The organism is Patescibacteria group bacterium, assembly GCA_041671645.1.
Taxonomy (GTDB): Bacteria; Patescibacteriota; UBA1384; order XYA2-FULL-43-10; family 1-14-0-10-43-13; genus JBAZBD01.
This window is the reverse complement of record JBAZBD010000001.1, coordinates 524001-542261: the sequence shown is the minus strand read 5'-3', so window position 1 is coordinate 542261 and position 18261 is coordinate 524001. Positions and strand designations below refer to the sequence as shown.

Here is an 18261-nt window from a genome sequence, read left to right as displayed (position 1 = left end):
GACGTCGGTTTACAGGACAGTTTCCTGAAGACGGCGGAATTTGAAGCGGCGAAAAAGATGGTATCCGGTATTGAAGAAGCGCAACGGCAAATGGCGAGCATAGTATCCGGTTGATTGTCCGACACACGGACGGGAACCGGCGCTGTGAGCGCCACCAATCACTAGTACCGCTGGGGTAGTGACCAGCTCCATACAGGTAGGTGCCCGGTAAGCTCGGGCACCTACAGGACAATCTTATCGACCCGCAAGGGTCTTTTTTTGATATACCCACGCACTTTGTTATAATGCAGTCATGCAACAAGACCTTTTTACAACAAAGGACTCATCCGAGAAAATATTAACTGGGCTCAACACTGCACAGAAAGATGCTGTCACGCATCGCGATGGCCCGCTTTTGATCATCGCTGGTGCCGGTACAGGCAAGACAACTGTCATCACTCGTCGGATTGCTTACCTGATCGAGCAAAAGCTAGCCAAACCTTCAGAAATACTAGCTCTGACCTTTACCGAAAAGGCTGCCTCGGAGATGGAAGAGCGGGTCGATATGCTCGTCCCATACGGCTACACCGACATGTGGATCTCTACTTTTCACGCTTTTGGCGACAGATTGCTCCGAGATCATTCGCTCGACCTGGGCCTCCCAGCAAATTTCAAGGTTCTTACCGCTACGGAACAAGCCATCTTCATGAGACAAAATATCTATGCCTTCGATCTCGTACATTTTCGCCCAATCGCAAGTCCCTTGACCCATATTTCAGCGCTTTTGAATCATTTCTCCAGGCTAAAGGACGAACTAATTTCACCAGAACAGTATTTAGCTTTCGCAAGTTTGCAAACAAATGATGACCCTATCGAGAATGAAAAAACGCTGGAATTGGCGAACGCCTACGCAAGATATCAGGATTTGATGATTCAATCCGGAAATCTCGACTTTGGAGACCAACTATATCTGACCTACAAACTGCTAAAGGAGAACAAGAAAGTGTTGGGGGAGTGCCACAAGCGCTTCAAATATGTCCTAGTCGACGAATATCAGGATACCAACTTTGCTCAAAACGAGATCGTCAAATTACTCTCGTCTGGCTCCGATAATATTACTGTGGTAGGGGATGACGACCAGTCTATTTATCGTTTTCGTGGCGCCTCTATCTCTAATATTCTGGATTTCAACAAGACCTATCCCAAGGCCAAACAAGTTGTATTGAATGAAAACTACCGCTCTACACAAGAAATTCTGGATTCGTCATACCGACTCATACAAAACAACAATCCAGACCGTCTTGAGATACAGAACAAGATCAACAAGCGTCTAGTTTCAACAAAACACGGAGTCACTCCAGAACTATTATTTTGCGACAATCTCTCATGTGAAGCAGACAAGGTCGCGGAAGGAATCAAAGAATTGAAAGAAGGAAAGGGCTACAAATACAATGATTTCGCTCTGCTGGTCCGTGCCAACAATCAGGCTGAGCCATTTCTGCAATCATTTAATATTGCCGGAATCCCATATATCTTCTCTGGGTCATCGGGGCTGTTCGCTCAACCGGAGATCAAAATGTTGGTCGCGTTCCTAAAATCTATCGTCTATACGGACGACTCTCTAGCTCTGTACCAACTTGCGACAAGCGAATTGTATGGAGTATCCCACGATGCCCTCTCGGAGTATTATACTGAGTCGAAACGCAGAAACCGAGCTATAATCGATACGATCGATCTGGCGACAATAGGTGAGAAAGACAAGCTAAAAATCGAAAGCTTAGTCCAGGATGTTAAGGAATATTCTGAGAGAAAAGCAGAGCCATGTGGAGAGCTTCTCTACGATTATCTCAAAGCCAAGAAATATTTGAAGAAATTGATCGAAACAAATAACACCGAAAACGAGATCAAAATTCATAATATTGCCAAATTTTTTGATCGAATCGCCCAATTCAATCACGGGAGTGAGGATAGGGGAGTCCACGCCTTTTTGAATAACTTAGAGCTGATCCTTGAAGTAGGAGATGAGGTGATTTCCTCTGACATAGACAGAGACATCGATGCGGTCAATATCCTAACCGCTCACGCTTCGAAAGGCCTAGAGTGGCCCGTAGTATTCATTGCCAATTGTGTAGCCGATAGATTCCCGGGCAGACAGCGAAGAGACCCTCTGCCCATCCCAGACAAACTGATCAAAGAACGATTGCCAGAAGGGGATTTTCATTTGCAGGAAGAACGCCGACTATTTTATGTTGCGGCAACCCGGGCCAAGACAAATCTATTTCTGACCGCGGCCGAAGACTACGGCGGCAAGAGAAGCAAGAAGCTTTCCCAGTTTGTAATGGAGCTCATCGGGGAGGCAGATTCGCTCAAACTAAAACACAAGCTAGACCCAATGCAGAAGATAGAACGCTTCAAGAAGCTGGTTCAAAAGCCTGCGAAATTACCGAATAAATTCACCGACGAGACACTCCGACTTTCTCGTCAGCAAATCGATGATTACTATTCTTGCCCCAGGAAATTTTACTTTGCCCATGTAGTGAAAATACCGCTCCTAGAGAATCAATTCTTGATGTACGGGACAGCAATTCACGCCGCGCTAGATCACTATTTCAATCGAAAAATTAATGGTGAAATCCCAACTCTTGAACAGTTACTAGCGGATTACGAAACGGCATTCAAGAATATCGGATTTATCACCAGAGATCAGGAAGAGCTGCGTTACAAGCAGGGACTTATGACTTTAACTAGATTTTATAACGATGACTCTGATAATCCCACAAACCCGACAAAAGTTGAGGAAGTATTCGAATTTTCTGAGAATAAAGTCAAGGTGAACGGCCGGTATGATCTGATATGCGGAGTAGGGGAGAGCGCTGAGATTAGGGACTTCAAAACGTCCGATGTCCGTGAGCAAAAAGATGCCGATCGGAGAATCAAGGATTCTACTCAGATGAAAATTTACGCTCTGGCGTGGTATGAAAAGTATAGTGTTATTCCCAAGACGACCCTACTGTTTATCGAGTCGGGCTTGAGGGGAGAAATCACTTACACCGAGAAAGACCTTGAGGAGACGAAGGAGATGATAATGGCCGTAGCAGAGGGCTTGCGAAAGCAAGACTTGAAGGCAAAGCCCGATATGTTCCAATGTAAAATGTGCCCATATTCCGATATCTGCCCAGATAGTAAAAAATAATTTAACCATAGGAAATATATGACAGAGCAACAAATCAATATTAAATTTAATGACCAGAGCGTGAAGGGGAGCTACTCTAACAATTTGATTGTTCAGCACACCGGAGAAGAATTTGTACTGGATTTTCTCAACATAATGCCGCCACAGGGAAGCCTAGTCTCCAGAATTATCACAAGCCCTGGCCACATGAAGAGAATCGCAAAGGCGATAGAGGAGAACCTAACGCTCTATGAAAAAAGCTTTGGCAAGATTACAGAATCAGTAGAGCCAGACAGAACAATCGGCTTCAAAGCCTAAGTAATCCGCAACTAAATGTTTGGCTTTTGTTCGCCTAATATTTTTGGTATAATGATCTAAAGTATTTATTGAGGGGATAGGATGAACACACTTAGTCTAATCATCGTAATAGCGATCGCTTTTCTTGGCAGTAGTCTGCTCACTTTTTTCCTATTGAAAAGATTCCTGGCTAGCGGCTCAGGCACAGGGGATCTCGAATCGAAAATATCCAAACTCTCCACCGATGCATTGAGAAATAACTCCGAACAATTCATCCAGTATGCCAAGGAAATCCTGCAGGCCCAGAAAAACGAAATTAAGGTGGACCTGGATGGCAAGAAATCAGCCATTTCTGAATTGATCAACGAAATTCGCCGAGATATCCACAAGAACGAAGAGCGCTTGAGCAAGAGCGACGAAGACAGAATCAAATCGTTCTCAACTCTCTCGAGCGAGCTCAAAAGCCAACAGGAGATTACCAAAGACCTGAAGATGAGCACTGAGAAGCTAAAAAGTTTGCTCTCCAACAATCAGCTTCGCGGTGCCTTTGGCGAGCAAGTTGCCGAGGATCTACTCAAGATGGCAGGATTTGTAATCGGTCAAACTTATATCAAGAACGAGGCACAGCAAACCCAAAGCACTCGGCCTGACTTTACTATTCTGCTCCCCGACCAGACCAAGATTAATATCGATGTTAAGTTCCCTTACTCGTCGCTCGTCAAAACCCTGGAAGCCGAAAATGATCAGGAAAAGAAGGCCTGGTTCAAGAAGTTCAAGGATGACGTCAAGGAGAAGATCAAGCAGGTTTGTACCCGAGAATACATTAATCCAGAAGAGAAGACTGTCGATTTCGTAATCTTATTCATCCCGAATGAAATGATATTTTCATACATTTACGAGCAGATGAACGATGTCTGGGAAGATTCAATGCGAAAGAAAGTCGTCTTGGCCGGCCCATTTAGCTTCACGGCGATTCTTCGGATGGTCAAGCAAGCTTATACCAATTTCCGTTATCAGGAGAACCTCCAGCATATCATCGGATTGATACAGAGATTTGACACAGAATACCAGAAGTTTACCGAGGAATTCGACAAGGTCGGGGACCGAATTAGCTCAGCCAGCAAGCAGTACGAATTAGTTGCTAATACGCGGAATCGTCAGCTCACGTCAGTGGTAGACAAAATCAAAAGCCACAAAATTGAAACAACGGAAACGCCCAAATTGATTGATGAAATATAAATCTAAAAAAATTTTGATAGGAATTATAGTTCTTTTGGGGATATTTTTGGTAATGCTTGCTTTCGAACAGGCCCAATCGCTAAAGTCTGAGGTCGTTAATCCCACCAAGAGTGAGGAAGCGACGACTACGACTGCGCCATCGCCAGACCAGAGGATAGAAGCTGCACCTGTCGCCATGCCAACTGAAATACCTATTCTGATGTACCATCACATTCGTGATTTTGTCGATACGAGCGATCAGATCGGCACGAACTTGTCGGTTTCACCTGCAAAATTTGCGACCCAGCTAGAGCTGATCAAAAGCAAAGGCTATACAACGACAACATTTGAAGAGATAGCGAGCGGTCAGGCACCCAGCAAACCAATCATTCTCACCTTTGATGATGGATATTCAAACTTCTTCGAGAGCGCATACCCAGCTCTTAAATTAGAACAGATGAAAGCGGTAGCTTTTGTAATTACTGGGGAAACCAGCTCTGATTATATGACCGAGACCCAAATTAGAGAGATCAACACCAACGGAATCGAAGTCGGATCTCATACCATTTCTCATCCAGACCTGACGAAAATCTCTCAGGAAAAAGTAAGTCTCGAGCTGAAGGATAGCAAGATCGCACTCGAAAAAATACTCGGACATAATATTGTAAGCTTGTGTTATCCTGCTGGGAAAGAGAACTCTGAGGTTGTGTCCACTGCTCGAGAAGCTGGTTATTTTTACGCCGTTACCACGAAATACGGGATAGGGGATTTGAAGTCTGATAATCTGCTTTTATCTCGCTATCGTGTAAACGCTGATACTAACATCGCAGGATTTTTGAAATGAACAATTCTGACTCCAAAATTTATGTAGTGAGTTCCGGAGCGGGGGAGAGACTGGATCAATACTTGGCCAAAGAAAATCCAGATTACTCTCGAAATTACTTTGCCAAGCTGATCAAAGAAGGGGCTATTTTGGTCAATAATAAGCCAACAAAATCTAGCTACAAGTTGAAATTGGGCGACGAAATCAAAGTATCTATGTCAGAAATTCAGTCAACCGTAGAGCCAACAGCTCAGGATATTTCGCTAGATATCATCTATGAAGATAAGGACGTTATCGTCCTCAATAAACCCGTTGGGATGGTCGTCCACCCCGCAGCAGGCAACTATACTGGTACGTTAGTCAACGCGCTTCTCGCGCATTCGCCAAACATCAAGGACGCTTTGGCAGAGCCAGATTCAGAGATATCCAAGTTCCGTCCGGGAATAGTACATAGGTTGGACAAATTCACCTCTGGAATTATGGTAGTAGCCAAAAACGCACGCGCAATGCACTCAATTTCTCGTCAGATCATGCACCGGGACGTCAAGAAAATCTATCTGGCAATTTGTTATAATTGGCCCAAAAATGAAACTGGAAGAATGACGAATTATATTGGCAGAAACCCGAAAGACCGCAAGAAAATGGCCGAAGTCGGGGAAATGAAAGGGAAGTTAGCAGTTTCAAATTACAAAGTAATTTCTTATTTGCAAGATAGCGCTGGTAAACGAATTTCTCTCGTTGAGTACGACATAGAGACAGGCCGGACCCACCAAATCAGACTACAATCAATGCTAGCCGGATTCCCAGTCCTAGGCGACCAAGTTTACTGTTCCAAGGATAGCAAACATTTCTCCGATACCAGATCAATCGAGAGACAGATGCTGCATGCCAAAAGTCTCTCTTTTACAATACCGGGGCAAAACAAACAATCAAATTTTACCGCAGAAATACCTGAAGACTTTAACGCAGTCTTGAATGCCTTTAAGCAAATTGATTAATTTTTCACACCTATAGCCCTCTTCTCAGTCTGGCAATGATTTGGATTTGACTTCGATTTTTTGTGTATGATAAATTATGAATACAATAACAATTTACTATAGGGAGAATCATGGATCGAGAGAGAATTACAATTTCCATCAAAACAGAGGTTCTGAAAATGATCGATAAGGCAATCGACGGCGTAGAACTTAGAAATCGATCACACGCAATCGAATCTCTAGTTCTAAACGCCCTAGACAACAGCGCCCCAGTCAAGGCGGTAGTGCTTCTCGGCGGAGATAATGCGATCAAATCAGCAGACCGAGCAATTGATTTCATCAAATCCTTGTCTGGCTTCGGTGTCAAAGAGGTTATCGTCGCAACTGGCTTCTTGGGCGATAAGGTCAAGGACAAGATTGCAAAAGCAAATATTTCTGACGTATCAATCAAATATTCGGACAAAGGTGAAGGCTCTGGCGGAGCAATACATGCCCTGAAAAAAGAACTGGCTGGTGGTTTGTTTATCGTTTATAGTAATGCCGACCAAGGCGAATACAATCTGGCTGGACTGATTGAATTCCACAAAACCCACAATTCCACTGCCACCCTTCTAACAGAAGATCTCTCTTCGATGGACGGAATATATCTTTTTGACCCATCGGTATTTACTGTATTCCCAAAAGGCTACTCCATGCTCGAAGAAGATATCGTTCCAAAACTGGCAAAAACTGGCGATCTTTTGGTCTGCCCAATCGTACGATAAGCGCTAAGCGCAACGAGCGTTGACTTAAGTACTATTTTTTAGATAAGATGTATATATTATGAGAACAAAACTCTGGGTTGGTTTCGGTTTTATTATATTGATTGTAGCGCTCGCAATTTCTATCGACTTGCCGAAGAGCTTCTTCTTTGGCGATCGAATCAAAGCAATGCTAGGCCTTGATCTTGTCGGCGGGACAGAGCTGATCTACCAAGCCGATTTGAGCCAATCAAAAGATAAAGTAAAAGATCTAAACAATCTGAAAAATGTCTTCGATAGACGTATCAACGAACTCGGTGTTGCGGAGCCAACTATCCAAACCAGCGGGGGAGACCGCATTCTGATTGAGCTGCCTGGAATTACAAATATCGATGAAGCAATTGATAAGATTGGCGCTACTTATGAACTTGCATTCATGGTAGAGGGCACTGAAGCTGATGGCGCTCAACTTAGCGATTATTACGAACCGACATATACTTACCCAGGTTATTGGAAAAAATCAGAGCTTACTGGACGCAACCTGACCAAATCGGACGCAACCTTTGACGGAAACTCACAAGGAGTAGCGACATCTCAACCCGTAGTGCAGATCAAGTTCGACAACATCGGAACCGATATGTTCCGACAGCTGACCAAGGATAATATCAATAAGAGAATTGCAATAGTGCTGGACAACAAAATTGTATCCGCTCCAAATGTACAAACCGAAATTGCCAACGGTGAAGCCATTATCACGGGCTCAAAGGATATCAAAGAAGCACAAAACTTAGCCAAACGATTAAACGAGGGCATGCTTCCAGTCCCAACCAATCTAATTGGCCAACAAAATATTGGTGCCACCCTGGGCACGAACTCATTGAAGCTTAGCCTTGTAGGCGGATTGATCGGTCTGATATTGGTTGCAATGTTTATAGTCTCATATTATAAATTCCCAGGCCTTATCGCAATTTTCGCACTTACAACTTACGCCGCAATAACACTGGCCGTTTACAAAATCATGCCAGTCACTCTAACGCTTGCCGGTATCGCCGGGTTTGTATTATCTATCGGTATGGCAATAGACGCAAACGTTCTGATATTTGAGAGGATGAAAGAGGAACTTAAGTCCGGCAAGGATTTGCACCTTTCCATTATGGACGGCTTCAAAAGATCGTGGAACTCAATTCGCGACTCGAATACTTCCTCAATCCTGACTTGTTTGATTCTCTATACCACCACAGGCTCCGGACCAATCAGAGGTTTCGCTCTGACCTTGATGATCGGTATCATCATCAGTTTGTTTACCGCGATCACTGTGACCCGAACAATATTGTTGCTTTTATCATCATCTAGCTATGCCAAGAGGTTTATCCATGTTTAGAATCATTAGAAACTCAAACTATTGGTTTGCATTCTCTATAATTTTGGCAATTGCTTCAGTACTCGCAATTGGTTTTTACGGGCTCCGAGTCGGTGTAGACTACAAAGGCGGTACCGTAATCCAGTTTAGTTCCGAGAACTCTCAAAAGGTAGACCTTGCGAAATCCACCCTTGATAATTTCGGTATGACTGGCTACCAGATCAAAGAAAGTGGTGCTTCTGACGTAATTGTCAAACTTCAAACCTTGAGCAATGATCAACACAAGGAGCTAGCAACTAAATTCACCGAGAAGATTAGCGATTACAAAGAGGTGAGCTATGACACTGTCGGTCCTCTGATCGGACAGGATTTGACCAATAAATCTATTCTGGCTGTCATAATTGCTTCTATTACAATTATCATTTTCATTGCCTTTGCTTTTCGCAAGGTTCCAAAGCCTCTTTCTTCCTGGATGTTTGGCGTTTGCGCCGTGATTGCCCTAATTCACGACCTTCTTATTACGACTGGATTTGTCGCCGTCATCGGCCACTTTTTCATCTGGATGGAAGTTGATGCGCTTTTCGTGACCGCACTCCTGACCATTATGGGTTTCTCAGTTCATGACACAATCGTGGTCTATGACCGATTACGCGAGAACTTCATCAAAAACCCCCACCAGGATATTGCACTCTCTGCTGAAGAGAGTATCAATCAGACCGTTGTGAGATCAGTAAATACTTCGCTCACGACGCTAATCGTATTGTTGGCCCTCCTGGTCTTCGGCAGTAGCTCAATTAAGCATTTCATATTGATTCTAGTCTTCGGTATCACTATCGGAACATATTCCTCAATCTTCAACGCAGCGCCGCTCCTCGTACTCTGGCAAAAGAAATTATTGAAGAACAAAGCCGCAAACAAAAAATAGGGGAGTGCCTTCCGCCTATTTGCGAAAATTATTTATTTAAGAATAATCGACATATCTACGGATCTAGTTTGTAGATAATGGACAAAAATAGATTTTCAAATAGAAGGAAGAAATATAATGTTATTAATTGCCTTGGGCTTAATTTTAGGACTATCAGTTGGAGCTTTCCTGCAATTTGATATTCCACCGGAATACACTCGATACACTGCAGTCGCAATAATCGGTCTTCTCGACTCTATTTTTGGCGCGGTAAAAGCGCAGGTTGAGAAAAAGTATGATACCACTGTCTTTGTATCAGGCCTTTTGTTTAACATGATAATCGCCATGGTCATAACATTCTTTGGCGACAAATTAAACCTGGACCTATACCTAGCAATCATCATCGCATTTACCATTCGTATACTTTCCAACATTGGCTCAATCAAAACTTTTACAGTTTCAAGTATCAAAAGACGGTCCGCCAAAGTTGAAGAAATGAACTAAAGGTACAAATTATCATACAGAGTATGAAAAACGCCGCAGAAGCCATTCTGGGGCTTTTTGAGTGTATTTTGGACGTATGGCAAGCTCGAAATGAGTATTATTGCAGCAATTGTAATAAGAGTTATGCGAAATTGTTTGATTGGTAAAGTTAACAGCAAAATGGTAGGACAACTAGCGAAGAATGTAAGGGCGGACGCATCAGAATAAATGTCTAGATATATACGGCAAATAGACATAACCAAAAATATGGATAAATGGATAGGGTAGAGGTCCTTCTCCGGGTTTTGGCTAATGTCGTATAATGTATGTTATGCGACATAATTAGTTCGTAGGAACTCACTTCCCCCAAACACCCTATTTTGGGGAAGTTCATATTTGCACCGTTTATTTGCACCAAAATAATCCGGGGCCCCTGCCTCCTCTACAACATTTGTGCTACCCCATATAGCTCATGCCATATACTTTGATGAATATCTATCACTCCCCCAAGGCTTCTAGAAAAAACGGACTTCTCCGGTAGATAAAAGAAAAGACCCTGGCTTCCGCCTGAGTCTTCCCTATTCACTAGTATCTATCTCTATTTATCTTCCTCTTTGTGGTGTAGCTTAACCGACTGGCCTTCCGCTAGATGGGTAGCGTGATGATGCGTCACATGATGAGATTCGGCATGTTTAGTTGGCGCCTCAGCATGATCAGTCTTCGGCAGTTCCTTCTCTTCATTCGGCGACAATATCGAGTGGGCAAGCGCAGGACTGTCTGCTTCGTGTTTCTCTGGTAGATTCTCCGGTTGAAAAGCAGGTAATATATTTGGCGCAATTTCTGGAAGCAAATTTGATTCTACGATCGCAGTGCTTGGTACTTCTTTTGGCTCCAATAGATTGTCCACTTTTTCGGGACGGATAGAATCGCTCTCCCCTACTACATTTTTTTTCTGGGTGCCATCATGATCTGCGAGTTTGGCGGTTAGCGCAATGATTCGCTTCGCCTTGTCGTCCAAGACTACACCGGCCTTGAGAAGCTTCTCCTCGTCGACCTCGTCGCCAACATACCACTTCACATTACCTCGTGCTGTGCGCTCCTTGTAGACCTTGCCCTCTATAACGTTCTGCCACTTCAGGATTCTTGGCTCGTCTGACTTAGTAGGCTCTTCGGGTTTTTCATGGCTTTCATGTTTTACTGAGGCTACGTCTTCGCGATTAGCATGTTCTTCTAGCTTTGCTGATTCTGGCTGAGATACTGGTTCAGACTTGTATACAGGTTTATCTTCTGGCTCAGAGTCTACAAGAGGCTTTGGCTCGGCTTGCGCCTCCTCTGGGATAAATGCGGAGTTGACGGTTTCCTTTTCGGGAGCGCGGTCCTCTGGCTCCGAACTAGGTGAAGCGGCGCCACGTTTTGTCAGAAGCGCTTCGAGTCCGCCAGATTTGAAGATTTCAGCCTCTCTTTTCAGCTCTTCCTCTTCCTGACTTGACTTACCATCAATCTGAGCCTCGACGGTACTGCGCGCGACAGAATATTTTTGGTGAGATTGGTTCACAACCTGATCATAGTTGCCGGTCAATTTGGCGACTGGTGGCAGAGTTCTGGCAGAGAAAGCTGGCGGTGCTATACCATCGATTAGAAGTTTGATATAGATATGAGCCTTCTCGAGATTAACCATATCGTTTTCTTCAAAAACAGGAGCATACTCTTTGACCAGCGTCACAGCGTCAGATCCACCAACACGGAATGAGATCAGGGTACCCGCATTGCCAAATACTGCTTCTTTGACCGGGTCAGGCATTTGAGCGATGTATTGATGAGCAATAGTAAGGGACAGATTATACTTTCGAGCCTCGGAAAGAATCGTAGCGAAAGAGTCAGTCGCAAAGTTCTGAAACTCGTCCACGTAGAGGAAACAATCTGGTCTATTCTCGATTGTGACATCAGCACGGCTCATCGCGGCAAGCTGAATCTTGGTAATCATCATCGCGCCGAGAAGCGCAGAGTTGTCTTCTCCGATCTTGCCACGAGATAGATTTACAATCATTACCTTCTGCTGGTCCATGACTTCACGAATGTTCAGACGAGAATGTGCTTGACCGACAATGTTTCGAATAGTCGAAGTGGCCAGGAACTGCCCAACTTTGTTCAAAATTGGTGAAACAGCCTCAGTCCTAAATTTGCTATCATATTGTGCGAATTCATTGACCCAGAAGTCTCGGATCACCGAATCTTTAACCTGCTCGACGATCTTGTCGCGGAACCTGTTGTTGGTCAACATCTTGGGGATGTCCAGCATGGTGGAATCGGGACAATCCAGAAGCGCCAAAACAGTATTTCGAAGAATATGCTCAAGTCTAGGTCCCCATGATTCACCAAATATCTTCTTGAAGATTCCAACAAAACCAGATGCGACAATCCCCTTAAAATCATCATCGACCGTTTCCAATAGGTTGAAGGCGACAGGAAATTCGCGATCGGAAGGATCAAAGACTATAACATCGTTGATACGACTGTCAGGAGTACACGCCAAAATCTTGTCCGCAGTTTCTCCATGCGGATCAATTAGGATTACGCCTTTGCCGGCCGCGATATCGTTGATCACCATATTCTCGATCAATGTGGACTTACCAGTACCAGATTTACCAATAATATAAATATGTCGTCGGCGATCATCAGTTTTGATGCCAAACTCCTGTAAATTATTCCGAAAATTCGTAAGTCCAAGCACTGTAAATTGAGATTCTTCAGTGTTTGTTCGAAGCGGTAAGTTGGAAGGTGGTTCTCCCTTCTTGGAGCCAGACCAAACAATATTTGGGGTCGAGACTGAACTAGATGGTAAATGGAATATTGAAGCAATTTCAGCGATATTGAGGATCGCGCCGTCATCTTCAAACGAGCGATATACGAAATCCTTGAATGAGGTCTGATTGTTGATATGGACTTCCCCTATTTTGAAACCGTTTAGGGTGGTCGAATTAAACTGCTTGAACGTTGCAGCGATATTTTGGCATTTAGCTTTGGTCAGAGTTGGATCGGTCCCGAGAGCCAATACCCTGATTTTGGTCTCGAATCCAAGTTTGGTGATTTTGAGCTCAATATTCTTGAGGGCGTCCTCTACGGCAGATGGCAATTTGACTTCCTTTTCTGGCTGATCCAAGTCGACGCCAGGTCTGATCGCCTGCAAGACTAAAGCTTTGCCAAATTTTGCAAAACCACTTGCGATAGCACGGCCGAGTCCAACCTTGGCAATATTGGTGCCGTTTCGGACAGAAGAGACCATTTCATGACCTTTTTCCTGCCACTCATCCCCTATTGGCTTGATCACAAATTGAACCCAGACTTCCTCATCCTCGCCAAGCTTGGTCATGACGGAAGTGATAGATGAAATCGGGTCTACATCGAAATCTGTAAAGGTTTTGATTGGATAGACATCTGGCTTGGTCAAATTAAGTTCGCAGATGGCATAATCTTTGGAGCCAATACTGGCATTCTGGGCATAATCATCGACTTCATTAATCTCGACAGTCGGATATTGAGCATAGATCTGACCCTCTACGAAATCCTTCAAGTGCAAAGGCAAATAGATATAGAATTGAATGAACTTATCTTTTGAGACTATCTCGAAGCTCAGATGATTTTGGAATTCGGCAGATTCGGAGTAGATACCATGAATAGCGGCAAACATTTGCTCAGCGGCCATCGGCGACTTCTCGTTGTTGCGCGGTACATCTATACGCAATACTGTGTATTCTTGAGCGGCTAGCCAGTCGACTTTTTTGATTTTTTTGTTCATATTAGCAATTGCCCATATTAAGTATATTGGTCCAACGATTAAGACGAAGTAAATTACGTATAGTATAAAATTCATATATAAAAATTGGCCGATAGAGACATTAATCTAATTATACAAATAAATGTTTATAAAGTCCACAAACACAAAAGCTCACAGGCCAAGGCCTGTGAGCTTTCTTTGAGTACTGACAATGTGCTTATTTTAGAGCAAATTTTGACTTGCCAACTTTTTTAAATAGTGGCTTTGTCTGAAGATTTATAAGGATGGTATTTTTCTTCACAATTCTCTGTTTGGACACTGCCTTGACGATATCCTCTGCGGTCATGCCTTCGGGATTCTTGGATAGAATTTCAGAAATGATTTCGGCGACAGTCCCCTCTTTGTAGCCCCATTCTGACAGAGCGTAGATCCCACGGCCAACCAAGACGAAACGTTCATCAGCAATCAACTCATTGTGAACGGTAGCGCGGACAATGTCCTTACCATCGAAGCTCTGATCCTTGATCTTGGCAGCGATTTCGTTGAAATGGAGAGGTTTTTCATACTTTTTAAGAATAAAGTAGATTTTGTCTCTGACATTCTTTGGGTTGACTTCAGGCCAGACAGACAGACCGATTTCACCAGATTCGGTGCGAACAAGTCGTTTGGAAATTTCTGGAAGTTCTGAAAGGAAGGTCATCTTGTATTTGGATTGAGTTGGATGAGATTGGACCAAAATATCAATATTCTCTGGACGTTTTTGTTTCTTCAAATGTGTGACCCAAGCATCGATGATTGAGACTATGTCATCTTTGGAGACAGACCCAAGCATCCAACCAGCTTCGAGCTCTTGTGTACGCTCGATCTTGATGATCTGTGGCATCAAAAGGAAGATCAGGTGAAGCGAGTTGAACTCATTCTTGTCTTTGTGCATTACTTCGTCGAGGAATTTCTCAGCGATTTTGTTGTGGCTAGAAATACCGCCCTGTTTCTCAAAAGCGTCAACGATATCGATAATATATGAGTTGTTATCTTCAACGATAGATTTAGCAAGCTTGCGAAGACCGTCTTTTTCGATCTGACGAATTCTTTCGCGTGAAAGTCCAAGCTCACGACCGATGGATGACAGTGTTTTGTGATCAGTATCAACACCAAAACGGCTAGCTATAACCTTACGTTCGTTTGGTTTTAAGCCGCTGATTGCCTCTCTTACAATTTTGTAGGGAGAAAAGTTTTTGACTGTCATGCGATTTTCCATTTATTACTTTATTGATTAAATATTTAAATAATATTTTCGACTGCTGCCCACTCGCTTGCTGAATCTTCTGGGACAAGAATACTTACCCTGTCCCCGATTTTAGCTTTGAAATAAGTGATTGAGGCGGCCAGAACACGATATTTGGTGCCGCCAGCCGTAACCGTATAGACATTGTCGCCCATATCTTCCAACAAACCAACCAGTTTCTTGCGCTCGACTGGACCGATTTGTTTGAAAATAAAGCTTCCGTCTTCAGGAATAGTCAACTTGAGAGTGTCGCCAGTTACGAGCTTGGATTTCGAGGCATAATTCGCAGGGACTGAATAAGTCTTTCCGCTTGAAGTAACCATCCGCTCGCCGTCAAATATCCCTTCCACGACGCTCTCGCTCTCTTCGTTTGAGGCTTCGCTACGCTCGCTCTTGACTAACACTTCACGCGAAAACATTAGGGAGCGTGCCAAGCGAATATTGTTCTCGGCTGAATCAAGGAGCTGTTTGATATTTGAGAGATCTTTCTCAGTTGGCATTTTTGTTTTGAGCCGTTTTCACGGCAATTATTTTTGACCTCGTGGAATATCTTACCACATTAGATCGCCATCGTCAACACTTTTATGTTCTAATATTAACTACAAAAATCAGCACATTTTCGTGCTGATTTTGTACCATATGCTTTATGGACTTTATGGACTTTCGACTTTATGACGTCGGTGCTCCGCCAGTTGATTTGAGACCTGGCAGATCAATACTGTCAACCTTCGATCTCTCCAATATCTCCGTCTCTATGATTTCTCTGGGTTTGCCATACTTCAGCCTTGAGAGCTCTTTAATCGCGGTCCCTAGCTTGGGATTGCCTTCAAAGTCCTCTGGCCAGATGCTCTGACCATTGAAAGGTCGGGTTGGCGCGCCGTCGATCAGCATCTTAATGTAGAAATTATACTTGTCAATATTTGTCAGATCATCAGGCTTGAGCGGGTCAAACTCCTTCTGGAAGAATTCTGCGTCAGCGGCGCCCATGCGGAAGGCAATCAAAGTACCAGCGTTGCCCACGACAGCGGCACGAATCTTCTCATCTAACTGCTCGATGTACTGGTTGGTGATATTCAAGCTCAGTTTGTATTTACGAGACTCTGACAAAATCGTGGCGAAAACATCGGTAATAAAGTTTTGAAACTCATCAACATAGAGGTAAAAAGGAACACGTTCATTCTCGGGAATTTCCTGACGGGAGAAGGCACCCATGGCAATCTTGGATACGATCACCATACCAAGCAAGAAGGCATTAATTTCGCCGATCAATCCCTTGGAGAGATTGCAGATCAAAATTTTCTTGGTGTCCATGATCTCGCGGAAATCAAAGGATGACTTGGTCTGACCTAGAATATTCCTCATCATGTCGTTGGTCATGAATCTACCAAACTTGGAGGTGAAGTAATTCAACATTTCAGATTTGTGGAAATCAGCCGTCTTGGCCATCTGCTTTTCCCAGAAAGATTTAACCACAGGATCTGTCACATATTTGACACGATCCTTTTCAAAATCTGGATCAGTAAAGAGGCGTGGGATATCGATGATAGTGCCGCCGTCTGGATGCATCATCAAAGTCAATGCCGCATTTCTCATCCAGTGCTCAAACTGCGGACCAACCATACCAGTCTGATTGGGGTCAAACAATTTGTAAAATATTTGGATAGATTCCTGGACCAAGAAGTCTCTCTGCTCTGGCGTCTTCCACTCCAGCATATTCAAACCAAATGGCCTCTCTCTATCAGCCGGATTGAAGTAGATGACATCCTCAGCGCGTTCCTTCGGAATGTGATTCAATATCCACTCGGCGGCGTCACCATTTGGATCAAGATAGCAAACACCCTTACCCTCTTCGATATCCTGACGAATCATGTTTTGGAACATAACAGTTTTACCCACACCAGTTTTACCGATTTGGTAGATGTGGCGTAGACGATCTGCTTCCTTGATACGAATGAATTTCTCCTGACCTCGATAGAGCGATTTACCAACGATAGTACCTTCGGAGGGCAAATTGGCTGGTGGCGGCTCTTTGCGAGACAACAGCCAGACGATATTTGGAGTATCAATATAACGATTTGGGAAATGATAAAGAGAAGCAAGCTCCTCGGTATTTAATATTGAGACACTACCAGATGAAAATACTCGGAAAATATAGTTGGCCAATTCTTCGTTTTTCTTTTTTGGTTCCTTTTTCCAAAGTCCATTGGAGTCAGGTGCGTTGAACTGGTTAAAAGAGGCAGCAATATTCTTCGTCACATTCTCGGCGTCCTTGTCGGTCTCCCCTACTCCGACAATTCTGATTTGGCATTCAAATCCGATCTTGGCTGCCTTCTCGCCGAGTAGCTTGACTGTGTTCTCCTGCATTGGAGTCAATTTTCTCATCGAGCTCTGATACTCTGTCTCGTTCTGCTCCTTGTTGCCGCCCACCATGCTAGCCGAGCTGCTAACAAAATTGAAGAATGACTCTCCTGCTCTGACCCACCAAGTGTTGGAATATGAGACTCGAGATTTGCCATGTTGAATGTTATAGGCAGTTCGCTCGCCCGCCAATCGCCATAACCCTGAGGTTGGTCGTACCAATATCTGGATGCCGGCCAATTCATTCTCTGTCAATCGCGAGAGTGAATTGGTGATCGCGTTGAGCGGATCCTCTTCAAGCATTTTGTAAGTTTTGATCGGAAACATGTAACGCCGTGTCAGGGTGACGCTGGTCACATCCATTTTGAGCGGCTTGTCTGGAAAAATTGAATAATCCTTCTCCTCGCGAACCTCAGAGTGAGGATATTGGGCCTGGAGATTCTTCAGAACTATCGAAGAGATCTTTTTCGAACAGCCGACATAGAAGAATATCCGACCTTCCTTGGCCACCAGCTCGAGAGATATATGGGTCTGGCGTTTGAACATTTTGGCGAACAAATTGTTGTCAAAAAGCGCGTGAAGATTGGCATAAAACGGCTCAATTACTCCTAACATCTCCTGAAAATTCTTGCGCTGGTCATCCTCCTCTGCATGGCGCTCCTTCGGCGTCATCACCTTGAACATTATCCAGTCACGGGTGATCTGGACCTGTGACTTTCGAATCAACATCTTGCGAATCCAGACGACAATCAAAACCAGAGCTGTAAGGACGATAGTCGTGCCGAAAAACCAAAACCACCCGGACATATCTGCCTGGGTTGAGGTAGCCGATATAGTGTTCCGTGATTGAGAAGTAGAGTTGTAATAATTTGAACTTGTTGCCATTTTGA

The 18261-nt window shown here is 43.9% G+C and carries 13 protein-coding genes; 9 read left to right on the top strand and 4 right to left on the bottom strand.

Going from position 1 to position 18261, the window contains the following annotated elements:
- Positions 1 to 292 precede the first annotated feature (292 nt).
- The 9 genes from WC227_02755 to WC227_02715 all read left to right on the top strand — a co-directional run bounded on the left by WC227_02755 (position 293) and on the right by WC227_02715 (position 9974).
- The gene (locus WC227_02755; GenBank protein ID MFA6963611.1) at positions 293 to 3172 is read left to right on the top strand and encodes an ATP-dependent DNA helicase; all 2880 of its coding nucleotides are present in this window, start codon (positions 293 to 295) and stop codon (positions 3170 to 3172) included.
- Between the two features lie 18 nt (positions 3173 to 3190).
- A complete protein-coding gene (locus WC227_02750; protein ID MFA6963610.1) occupies positions 3191 to 3469 on the top strand; it encodes a DUF3467 domain-containing protein in 279 nt (92 codons plus the stop codon).
- Positions 3470 to 3550: 81 nt separating this feature from the next.
- A complete protein-coding gene (locus tag WC227_02745) occupies positions 3551 to 4687 on the top strand; it encodes a DNA recombination protein RmuC (GenBank protein MFA6963609.1) in 1137 nt (378 codons plus the stop codon).
- A 52-nt stretch (positions 4688 to 4739) separates the two neighbouring features.
- Complete coding sequence (locus tag WC227_02740; protein ID MFA6963608.1) at positions 4740 to 5510, top strand: polysaccharide deacetylase family protein; 771 nt, start codon at positions 4740 to 4742, stop codon at positions 5508 to 5510.
- Positions 5507 to 6487, top strand: a complete 981-nt coding sequence (locus WC227_02735) for an RluA family pseudouridine synthase (protein ID MFA6963607.1) — start codon at positions 5507 to 5509, stop codon at positions 6485 to 6487. The genes WC227_02740 and WC227_02735 overlap by 4 nt, the downstream gene beginning before the upstream one ends.
- A gap of 110 nt (positions 6488 to 6597) precedes the next feature.
- On the top strand, positions 6598 to 7230 hold the full coding sequence (locus WC227_02730) for a hypothetical protein (GenBank protein MFA6963606.1): 633 nt from the start codon (positions 6598 to 6600) through the stop codon (positions 7228 to 7230).
- 58 nt (positions 7231 to 7288) lie between these two features.
- Entirely contained in the window at positions 7289 to 8587 is a 1299-nt protein-coding gene (gene secD / locus WC227_02725) for a protein translocase subunit SecD (protein ID MFA6963605.1), read from the top strand.
- Positions 8580 to 9491, top strand: coding sequence for a protein translocase subunit SecF (gene secF, locus WC227_02720; GenBank protein ID MFA6963604.1), 912 nt, complete (start codon positions 8580 to 8582; stop codon positions 9489 to 9491). The genes secD and secF overlap by 8 nt, the downstream gene beginning before the upstream one ends.
- Before the next feature lie 117 nt (positions 9492 to 9608).
- Positions 9609 to 9974: a small basic family protein gene (locus tag WC227_02715; GenBank protein MFA6963603.1), complete on the top strand. Its 366-nt coding sequence runs from the start codon at positions 9609 to 9611 to the stop codon at positions 9972 to 9974.
- Between the two features lie 577 nt (positions 9975 to 10551).
- On the opposite strand, the gene WC227_02710 is transcribed toward WC227_02715, so the two are convergent.
- The 4 genes from WC227_02710 to WC227_02695 all read right to left on the bottom strand — a co-directional run bounded on the left by WC227_02710 (position 10552) and on the right by WC227_02695 (position 18256).
- A complete protein-coding gene (locus WC227_02710) occupies positions 10552 to 13749 on the bottom strand; it encodes a DUF87 domain-containing protein (protein ID MFA6963602.1) in 3198 nt (1065 codons plus the stop codon).
- A 196-nt stretch (positions 13750 to 13945) separates the two neighbouring features.
- Positions 13946 to 14986 (bottom strand): sigma factor-like helix-turn-helix DNA-binding protein, encoded by a 1041-nt coding sequence (locus WC227_02705; GenBank protein MFA6963601.1) that lies wholly within the window; start codon positions 14984 to 14986, stop codon positions 13946 to 13948.
- 23 nt (positions 14987 to 15009) lie between these two features.
- Positions 15010 to 15513, bottom strand: a complete 504-nt coding sequence (locus WC227_02700; GenBank protein ID MFA6963600.1) for a hypothetical protein — start codon at positions 15511 to 15513, stop codon at positions 15010 to 15012.
- Positions 15514 to 15682: 169 nt separating this feature from the next.
- Positions 15683 to 18256 (bottom strand): TraM recognition domain-containing protein, encoded by a 2574-nt coding sequence (locus tag WC227_02695; GenBank protein ID MFA6963599.1) that lies wholly within the window; start codon positions 18254 to 18256, stop codon positions 15683 to 15685.
- Positions 18257 to 18261: the final 5 nt, after the last annotated feature.